Here is a 10,064-nt window from a genome sequence, read left to right on the forward strand (position 1 = left end):
CTTTATTACAGCAACTATGGAGCTGACCTGTTGTCATGCTGTTCTAGCTAAGACTGATTCTTGAATTGCTTGGCTGTCATTCCAAAGGCAGCTTTAAAAATTTTGTTAAGGTGGCTTTCATCCGTAAAATTCAGTTCATCCGCAATTTCAGAGATTGTCAGGTCACTGAATTTCAATCTGGTTTTGACCAGGGTCAATTTATACTTGATAATATAATCTTTAACGGTACTGCCTGTTTCTGCCTTAAAATATCTAGTGAGATGGTCTGGTGATTTTCCAAAGTGGGAAGCTATATTATTGACTTTAACCAATTCATTTTCATAAATATGCTGCTGGATAAATGCGGTAATTTCGTGAATCTTACTTTTCGGATTTTCTTTTTTGATAAACAGGGTAATATTCTGCTGGATATTGCGGGCAATTAAGTGAAGCAGCAGGAAAATAATATCCTGTATGATTGCTTCGTCGAAAAACTGTTTTTTCTTCTTTTCTTTTACCAATTGATTGATCAAAGCTCTTACGATGGTTTTATCCTGCCTTGGAATTATATTCCCGGTGATATTATGGTGGTTGTGAAAGATGTATTCCAGCTGTTTGTACAGATCAGTTACTTCGGCTTTTGATTCACCGATGCCCCTGCTTTTTGAAAAGAAATTTTTTGTAAAATCAATAATGCAGAATCTTGCAGGTGTATCAACCTCAAATGTGTGCGCATCCTCCGGTGTGAGGAGAAAAACATCACCTTCGGAGAAATGGAATCTGTTATGGTTGATGTTGTGAATTCCAGAACCTTTCATTACGTAGATTAACTCAAAAAAATTGTGCTTATGAAGCCCTGAATCATTAAATGGTAATTCTTTGATTGCGATCTGTTTATCCGTGAAAAGCTGGTATGATTTCATAAGGTAAAGCTACTGAAAAATATCGGTTTTTTACCTGTTTTATCCGAGCTGTACCAGATACCTTTGTAGTATATCAACTAAAACGATGTACAATGACAGAGCTAGCAATTAAAAACGAAGGTCCAAAGGTTACGGGAAGAGCCATATGGGAAAAACATAATGGGGCAGTTGTTACGGCTTTATGCCTGCTTTTCATCTTGCTTGCTTGGTGGGCCGGGAAGGCAGGTATGCATGGCGCAGAAATTATTCTTTTCGTTCTTGCATTTATTATAGGAGGCTATCAGAAAGCTGTCGAGGGACTGACAACTTTATTCAAGGAAAAAGATCTGGATGTCGATCTCCTGATGGTAATAGCTGCCATTGGAGCGGCAGCCATAGGTTATTGGATGGATGGCGCTATTCTGATATTTATTTTTTCCTTAAGTGGCACGCTGGAAGATTATACGATGGAAAAAACCAACAGAGATATAAAATCGATTATGAAACTTCGTCCTGAAGAAGCCGTATTATTGGAGGACGGCGTTGAAAAAAAAGTCAAGGTGGAGGTACTTAAAAAAGGTGATCTGATCATCGTCAGACCTGGAGAACGGATTTCTGCTGATGGGACTATTGTCAATGGATTTTCCGCTATAAACGAGGCTTCAATAACAGGGGAAGGAATACCGGTTGATAAAAAGCAGGGCGATGAGGTATTTTCCGGAACCATCAATGGTCAGGGAGCCCTGGAAATCAAGGTGTCCAGACCTTCGGAGGAAACAGTGTTATCTAAAATTATACACCTGGTTCAGGAAGCAAAAGAAGAACAGCCACCAAGCCAGCAGTTTTTTGAGCGCTTTGAAGGTATTTATGCCAAAGTAATTGTGGCCACAGCGGTACTACTTATGACCCTGCCACCCTATATCCTCCATTGGTCATGGGATACGACCATCTATCGTGCAATGATCTTTCTTGTTGTTGCTTCACCTTGTGCTCTGGTTTCATCCATTATGCCTGTTATTCTCTCAGGAATATCGAACGCCGCAAGAAAAGGGATTCTCTTCAAGGGTGGAGTCCATCTGGAAAATATAGGCGGGATTGAAGCTGTAGCATTTGATAAAACGGGCACGTTGACTTTTGGAAAACCTAAGGTGGTTGATATTATGCCCTTTACAGGGATGGATAAAGAAAGATTGCTTCAGATTGCCGCATCGGTTGAAACCCTATCGGAGCATCCAATTGCGAGGGCAATTGTTAAAGCAGCGCAAGAGCAGAAGCTACCCTTGTCAAAACCGAAAGACCTACAGGCACTCCATGGTGTAGGGGTTTCAGCAAATATGGAGGGAACAGCATATAAAATTGGTAAGAAGGATATCCTAACATCAGTGCAGATAGACAGTAAAGATCTTGAAGCTGCGGCATCGTTTGAGCAGCAGGGAAAGACTGTTATTTTTATAGAGGCGGACGGAAAAGCTTTAGGTCTTATCACTGTTGAAGATACCATTAGGCCGCAAGCTAAAAAGGTAATTGAAGAATTGCGGGCAAAGGGAATTAAGGTGGCGCTATTAACGGGTGATACGGAAATCACAGGGCAAGCCATTGCCAAACATGCTGGGATTGAAGAGGTTTATGCGGCATTGCTTCCCGAACAAAAAGTCGATATTGTTAAAAAACTGCAGTTGAAATATGGTAAAGTAGCAATGGTGGGTGACGGCGTAAATGATGCTCCGGCGCTGGCCTCAGCCTCTGTGGGTATAGCAATGGGAATTGGTGGAACTGATGTTGCCATGGAAACCGCTGATGTGATATTAATGGCGGACAACATTGAAAATATTCCATTTGCCATTAATTTGGGACAAAGAGCAAACCGCGTCATCAAACAGAATATTGTTTTTGCCATAACCGTAGCTGTAACGCTGATTATCCTTAACTTTATAGGGGAGGGCAAAATAACCTTGCCTGAAGGAGTTGTCGGGCATGAGGGTAGTACAGTATTGGTTATTTTGAGCGGCTTAAGATTATTAAGATAATTGCAAAGATATAATGTTGATCAATTTAAAGATATTCTGCTCTGAAGGAGAAGTATGTACACTCTCCACTATATAAAAGCAAAAGTTATTCGTGATCAAATCATACGGCAGATTTCAAAAAAAGCATATTTCTTTAAAACTTGACCTTTAAAGAATTTAAGTTGAGTGTCGATATCTACGTATACTCGAACTGAACTTTCGAAATCAATGTAAGGCCACATTTTCAGTTATTTTTAATTTACTGCCATGATTCTGGAAACTAAGAGAATTTAGGTTCTTCATCATATCTACATTAAAAAAATCAGTAACAGGAAGAAGATTTCAATTGCGGAATGCTGATTCTGCTACGTTACCATGACCTGGCTTTACCTGCCGTTTATTGGAAGCTCCTTTGCTTTATCATATGCGGAAAGCATTTCATCCCTTGCTATAAGAAATTGTTTCCAACCTTGATTAGGAATCTGGCTTTTTAGTGGAGAATTATCATGTGCCATTTCTAAATATTTAGCTTTCGAAATTATAAATTTTGTTTTTTGAATTTGAAAAATCTTGTGTACCTCTTGTATGGCATGTTTGTAATTCGTGGTAGTATATAAAGAATTTATAGAGTTGGCAAAGGACCAACTCTATATTTTGTTTTATCTCCAAAAACTGTGGATCATATTTCAATTGTTTATCCATAGATTTTTAAATGTTTGCAAATTGCTTATTAGGTTCGGGTGTAGCTGAGATTAACAGATTTGTGGGGCATTAACTGTTTCGAATTTTCTCCTCTACGGGGATTGAGCAACTTAGGTGGTGGTCGTTTACGTCTTTTTTTCATCTTCTTTTAATTTTAGTTTATGATTTTGGTTTGGATAAGTGAACAGGTATACTGTATTGTTAGCATCTCACAAGTTAGCTGTCCAACTTTTATGTTACTAATTTGGTAAATAGTTTTAAGTGAATTCGTTAGAATAAATATTTGGAGGATAAGAAATAATATCCGTTCCGTTTTTATAAATAATTGCTATACTACAAAAGTCATAAACTAGATCGGCCTGTGATAGTTAACCCTGACCTATCTTTTCCTGTAGTGTCCTAAACAAAAATTTAGTGAACAAAATTAATGTGCTAAATACTTTAAAGTACCGTTTTTGAACGGATTCTGCTTAATGTAGACTGCGTTATTCCGAGGTACGAAGAAATCATACCTAAAGGGACGCGTGCAACGATATTCGGGTATTTTCTTATTAAATGCTGATAGCGTTCCGTTGCGCTAAAAACACGTAATTCATTGGCCTTCTCCTCGGCTTTTATATAATAGGTCTCAGTAAGAATTCTTCCGATATAATTGAATTCAGGAAACTGCTGATAGAGCTGCATGAGCTTCTCATGGCTAAGTACAAGAAAACTTGTTTCTTCTATAGCTTCCAAAACTTCAAAAGATCGTTTTTGACTGAAAAAGCTATATACAGAAATTGCTAGATCCCCTTCAAAGAGTAGCCAGGATGTCATATCCTTTCCAAAACTGTCAAGGTAGTAGGAACGTACTATACCTTTGACAACAAAGAAAAGTGACTTCTGTATTTCATCAATATTAAGTAGAATATGCTTCTTGTTTACTTTTTGCAAATATGTATTTAAGAATAAAGCGTCTCGGAGTTCTGGCGACATGGAATGAATACTATCAAGAAACTTTAAGAGAGTTTCTTTTGCTGAATTTTCTTCCAATGTACTTACCATATTTTTCATTTACACTTTGTAGAAGTTGGATTGGTGGTTATTAATGATAAACGTAATTTACGATTAAAATTTCAATTAAAGCTGATTTTTTTTGCTTTTTATCAAAAAAAATGGTGGGAAATAGTATTTAATTTGTTATTATGAAAACCACACTGCAATTTTTGACCTATGAAAAAGATCTGTTAGAAAAAGTACACTGTATTTCTAGAATTAATGCAAATACGTTATATGTATTTCTTTATAGTATTATTATTTTTTATTGTAATACCTAAAACTTATCTGCCAAATTAAGCTACTTCTGTTATGTACTCAAATCTTTATTAGATACGAGCGGATAATAATTGAGTTACTACGAATAATTAAAACCCCTTATAATCAATGATTAAGAAATAAATTATAGTGTATATTTATTTTTGTTTTATCTCAACACAGCGGGATATATTTTAAAGTGTGGGGCATAATCACTTTAAAAAACAATCATATGAAACAGGCATATAAAAACATTTTATTAACTATTGAAAAAGAAGAGATAAATATATCAAGGAGCACAAAAAGTGCAATTGATGAAGCTTTTCACATGGTTTCATTTCTTGATAAAACTCTAACCGAATTAAAAGCACAAATCAATCAGAAAGGCTTTGAAAGTATTTTGGACGAAATTACTTTCTTTAAAAGAGTAAAGCCCGAAATTCTGGGCAGGCTGATGTTTTACAATAAGGTAGTAAAAATTGAAGCATACAGCCCTTTAAATACGGAATTGACCGGTGCTTACTATACGGAGCAGCTTAAGTTACTCAACAAGGAATATAAAAAAAATATAGCTTCTTCAGATTTCTACAGTTATTATCGTACCGGCAGGTCAGACAAAGATGAGTTCTATTATAGACTAGGAAATATAAACTACTTTGATGGAGTAGATAGCTTCTTCTTTGAGGTTGACAGGGATTTTTCGACTTACTACGATTATAAGGTCGCGCAGATCAAGGCTTACGATCTTTATCATTCTTACCTTTCGGGAAAGTTTGGCAGAGTTGAACCTACAAATAACGATGATTATGATATCAGTGAAGATGCCGAATTTTCGTGGACTGATTCAAAGAATGCTCTTATTGAGCTTATTTATGCCCTTCACATTTCCAGAAGTGTTTCAAATGGCCGTGTTGGAATTCGGAAAATCAGCCAGCTCTTTGAGGATATATTCGAGGTAAGTCTCGGTGACATTCATCATGCGTTTTACCAGATGAAATTTAGAGCAGGCCAAAGAGCCCGCTTTCTACATTCGCTAAAATACAATCTTGAACAATATATGGACAATGATTTATAGATTGGAAGAGAATCAATATATAAGAAGGGTAATCCAACGGGTTATCCTTCTTTTTTTTACCCATACCTAGTCATATCGTACCCATGTAGATGTTTCTTAGCCACTCTCCCAGGCAACAATTACACAAAGAAAGCTGCAAAAAAAATTAGATCTGACTAGCATATGGGTATGCGCCCTGTTAGATTTTGCCGGAAAAACAAGGCCAATTTTGGCTCTGTAAACCAAAAAGCAAAAGGCTATGAATATTGACAGAGTTGAATTTTTGAATTGGATGGAACGAATCATGAAAAGATTCGACGTCCTTGCCGGTGATATCGAAAATAGAGAGAAAAAAAGGCTCAGCATCGACGGCGAAGAATTATTGGACAACCAGGACGTTCTGCAAATGTTAAAGATAACCTACCGTTGTCTGCAACGCTATCGTACCATTGGTAAGATCAAATACTTTACAATAAGCGGAAAAGTTTTCTACAAGAGTTCTGACGTCCACCAGTTTATCCGTGACAGTTACCATGGCGGAAAGTTTACGCCTATGTAGGAAAGCAAAAGATAGCGGAATTCCTTCGTAGAATCCTTCCAATAATTTCAAGCACTTAAAGACTTTCTATTATGAACGAACAAACTATTTCTAAAGAAAACCAGCCGCAGCAAGTACTTGAAGCTCTTTCCGATATTCTTTTAGTACTTGATAAAAAGAAGAACCGTATCGAGGCGGTAAAGGGTATGGATGAGGAAGGGAATCTGCAAAGTTCTACACCTAAGAAGTCAAATCTTCTGGATTTTATGCGTGTGGATAAGGGGGACGCTATAAGCAATTTCTTTTCAAACTTCTGGCGCCGGCTCAATGATCCCTTATCCTTCCGGTTTTTCAGGTCACCTGAAATTAATCTGGATGAAGTTGCTAAGAAGCTACAGAAAGCCATTGACCATCCCACTCCCGAGGGCAATAAGCTTCTTGATGCACTTGAAATCAAATATGACAATAAGTTAAATAATAAAAATATGGAAACAAATCAAACATCGGAGGGCACAGCACCTACAACAGAGAGTAGACCTCAAAAGTACAATGCTCAGGAGATCGACTGGACATCACTTGAAAAACTGAATTTAAATCGTGAACTGCTTGAAAAAAACGGACAACTTGAGAAACTGCTGAAAGGATATAAATCTGATGGAATTTACCGAATTGAAGGGAATTTTGATGGTGTTGTGATGAAAGGAGATGCACGTCTCTCACTACGTAAAGTACAGGACAAGGTTGTCGTGATGGCTCATGGAGTCCGAGTGGAACCAGATCTTAAAAATCAGTTTTATGGCCATTCTTTTACAGCTGAAGATCGGGATAATTTAAAGAAAACAGGGAACATGGGGCGCGTTGCGGAACTTACAAATTATTCCGACGGTTCGAAGGTGAAGGCTCTCATAAGTATTGACAAATTAACCAATGAGGTTGTGTCCTTTCCAGTAGATCTGATTAAGATCAGTGAAAAATTTGGTGGTGTGAAACTCAGTCCGGAGCAGAAAGCTGAACTGCTGGAGGGTAAACAGGTCCTTGTGGAAGGTATGGTAAACTCGAAGACGGGAGAAGTCTTCAATCAACATCTACAATACAACGCCGACGCGAAAAAACTTGTTTTTGTCGGACAGGGGGAGAGCCAACAACAAGCGCAGGTTGAGGGCATTCCTGATGAATTTAGAGGTAAAGTTTTGGATGAAAAGGAAAAGAAGCTTTTGCAGGATGGTGAAGTGATTCATGTGAAAGATATTGTCAATAAAGAAGGCACCAAACTTTATTCAGGCTATGTCTGGCAAAATAAAGAGAGCGGAAGATTAGAGTTCGATTTTGATCATCCCAATCAGGAGAAATCTCAAAAACAGACAGAGAAACAGGGGCAGGGGCAAGAAAAAGAGGAGACTTCTACGAATAAAAATGCGGTTCAGAACGCTACTGTGAAGAAGGAAAATACCAGAAAACAAAAAATGAATTGATCCTGATGAAAGCAATTATTGCGGAAAAGCCCTCAGTAGCTTATGAGCTTGCACGTATTGTAGGTGCAACAGATAAAAAAGACGGGTATTGTGAAGGCGGAGGTTTTCTGGTGACTTGGGCATTGGGACATCTGGTAGGTCTTGCTATGCCGGAAGATTATGGGATTAAGGGATTCAGTGGGGAATCCCTTCCCATTATTCCATCAAGATTTAAATTAATAGGAAGAAAAATAAAGTCGGGTAAAGGCCTTATTGACGATGAGGGATCAAAACGGCAGCTTGCAGTAGTTGAGTCTGTATTTAAGCGGTGCGAAAGTATAATCGTGGCGACTGATGCAGGGCGTGAGGGCGAAGTTATCTTCCGGTTTATCTATCAATATCTGGGCTGCACAAAGCCCTTTGAGCGACTATGGATTAACAGCCTTACCGAAAAGGCCATCATCGATGGATTCAAAAATCTCTTGCCGGGAAGTGATTTCAATGGCCTTTTTCTGGCCGGTAAGCAGCGGTCTGAATGCGACTGGCTTGTTGGAATCAATGCTACGCAGGCGCTGACCGTTGCCTTAGGTGATGGACTTTTTTCTCTTGGAAGGGTACAGACGCCCACTCTTGCACTAATTTGTCAGCGTTTTCTAGCGTGGGAATCATTTGAGGTTAAAAACTATTTTCAGCTTGAACTTTCTTCTATAAAAGAAGGTACTCGTATTAAGAGTCTTTCGACAGATAAGTTTGAAGATAAAGAAAAAGTTGAGTCAGTAAGGAGGACCCTGGAACGTGTCGGAGTGGCAGAAGTAAAACAGGTCGAAAAGAAAGCTGGTACAAGTCAAGCGCCACTTCTATTTGATCTGACAGGACTGCAGAAAGAGGCGAATAAAAAGCTCGGTTATTCTGCTCACCGGACCCTGGAAATTGCCCAGCAGCTTTACGAAAAGAAATTTATAACCTATCCCCGAACGGGATCCAAATATATTCCCGAAGATGTCTGGCCCGAAATACCTGCACTGATTCTAGCCTTAGGTTCACGATCTTCCTGCAAAGATTCTGTTGCCAATATCAAGTGGGAACGCTACAACAGACATATTGTAAATGATGTTAAAGTCACAGACCATCATGGCATATTGATTACGGAAAATATTCCGACCCGATTGAATGCTGATGAGGATGCTCTCTATGATATCATCGCCAGGCGCGTGCTTGAAGCTGTTTCGCCTAGATGCCATAAAGAAATCATAGATGTGAAGTTTGGTATTCTCCATTATGATTTCAATTTGAAGGTTGTCAAAATTGTTTCTGCAGGATGGAAAGTTGTTAACGGTGATTTTGATGAGGAAGGTGATGATCTGGTCACTGATTTTCCAGATCTGCAAGTAGGAATCCAGGTTAAAATAGATAGTTTAGAGGTACTTCCAAAGAAGACCAAACCTCCAACGCTATACACGGAAGCTGATTTGCTTCATAAGATGGAAAATATTGGCGCTACGGTAGAAAATGAACAGGAGCGCAAGATGCTCAAAGGCTTAGGTATTGGAACGCCGGCAACCAGGGCTGCCGTGATTGAAACCTTAATTGACCGCGGGTACGTCCGAAGAGAAAGCAAGGCAATTATCCCTACAGATAAGGGAATGCTTGTTTACGAAATTGTAGCCGATAAGAAAATTGCTGATGCGGCAATGACTGCGCAGTGGGAAATTGCATTTGAGAAAATCGAAAATGGAGAACTGGATGCCGGGATTTTTCATGCTGAGGTAGAGCTAATGGTACAGCAGGTTACCGATGAGCTGCTGAATATTAAAAGAAAATCAGCGAATACCGTACATCTCAACTGCCCAAAATGCAGTTCCTCATTAATTCTCGGAGAAAAAATAATCAGATGTACAGATCAGAAGTGTGGCTGGAAATTATTCCGGAACATATGCGGCGTCCAGTTGCAATACAAAGAAATTGAAGCGCTTTTAACAAAACGGCGGACACCTTTAATAAAAAAAATGGTGGATAGAAATAAGAAACCATTTAGTGCTTATATCTTACTGGACGGATCTGGTTCGACCACTTTTGAATTTGAAGAAAAAAAGAAACATAAATACAAATAGTTCATGATATGATTTGGTTAGTGAAGCC

General features: G+C 38.6%; 7 protein-coding genes. 5 read left to right on the plus strand and 2 right to left on the minus strand.

Going from position 1 to position 10,064, the window contains the following annotated elements; translation table 11 throughout:
- Nucleotides 1-47: 47 nt before the first annotated feature.
- On the minus strand, nucleotides 48-902 hold the full coding sequence (locus B3600_RS00060) for an AraC family transcriptional regulator (RefSeq protein ID WP_286751648.1): 855 nt from the start codon (nucleotides 900-902) through the stop codon (nucleotides 48-50).
- A gap of 92 nt (nucleotides 903-994) precedes the next feature.
- Between B3600_RS00060 and B3600_RS00065 the strand changes: the two genes are divergently transcribed.
- On the plus strand, nucleotides 995-2,908 hold the full coding sequence (locus B3600_RS00065; protein WP_286751649.1) for a heavy metal translocating P-type ATPase: 1,914 nt from the start codon (nucleotides 995-997) through the stop codon (nucleotides 2,906-2,908).
- A gap of 1,122 nt (nucleotides 2,909-4,030) precedes the next feature.
- On the opposite strand, the gene B3600_RS00070 is transcribed toward B3600_RS00065, so the two are convergent.
- Entirely contained in the window at nucleotides 4,031-4,642 is a 612-nt protein-coding gene (locus tag B3600_RS00070) for a Crp/Fnr family transcriptional regulator (protein ID WP_061085605.1), read from the minus strand.
- A gap of 472 nt (nucleotides 4,643-5,114) precedes the next feature.
- Between B3600_RS00070 and B3600_RS00075 the strand changes: the two genes are divergently transcribed.
- The 4 genes from B3600_RS00075 to B3600_RS00090 all read left to right on the plus strand — a co-directional run bounded on the left by B3600_RS00075 (nucleotide 5,115) and on the right by B3600_RS00090 (nucleotide 10,036).
- Nucleotides 5,115-5,957 (plus strand): RteC domain-containing protein, encoded by an 843-nt coding sequence (locus tag B3600_RS00075; protein WP_286751650.1) that lies wholly within the window; start codon nucleotides 5,115-5,117, stop codon nucleotides 5,955-5,957.
- A gap of 238 nt (nucleotides 5,958-6,195) precedes the next feature.
- Nucleotides 6,196-6,495 (plus strand): helix-turn-helix domain-containing protein, encoded by a 300-nt coding sequence (locus B3600_RS00080; RefSeq protein ID WP_061084772.1) that lies wholly within the window; start codon nucleotides 6,196-6,198, stop codon nucleotides 6,493-6,495.
- 71 nt (nucleotides 6,496-6,566) lie between these two features.
- Nucleotides 6,567-7,946 (plus strand): DUF4099 domain-containing protein, encoded by a 1,380-nt coding sequence (locus B3600_RS00085; RefSeq protein WP_286751651.1) that lies wholly within the window; start codon nucleotides 6,567-6,569, stop codon nucleotides 7,944-7,946.
- Nucleotides 7,947-7,951: 5 nt separating this feature from the next.
- Nucleotides 7,952-10,036: a type IA DNA topoisomerase gene (locus B3600_RS00090; RefSeq protein WP_286751652.1), complete on the plus strand. Its 2,085-nt coding sequence runs from the start codon at nucleotides 7,952-7,954 to the stop codon at nucleotides 10,034-10,036.
- Nucleotides 10,037-10,064 lie beyond the last annotated feature (28 nt).

The sequence above is a fragment of the Sphingobacterium sp. UBA2480 genome, assembly GCF_002341965.1.
Taxonomy (GTDB): domain Bacteria; phylum Bacteroidota; class Bacteroidia; order Sphingobacteriales; family Sphingobacteriaceae; genus Sphingobacterium; species Sphingobacterium multivorum.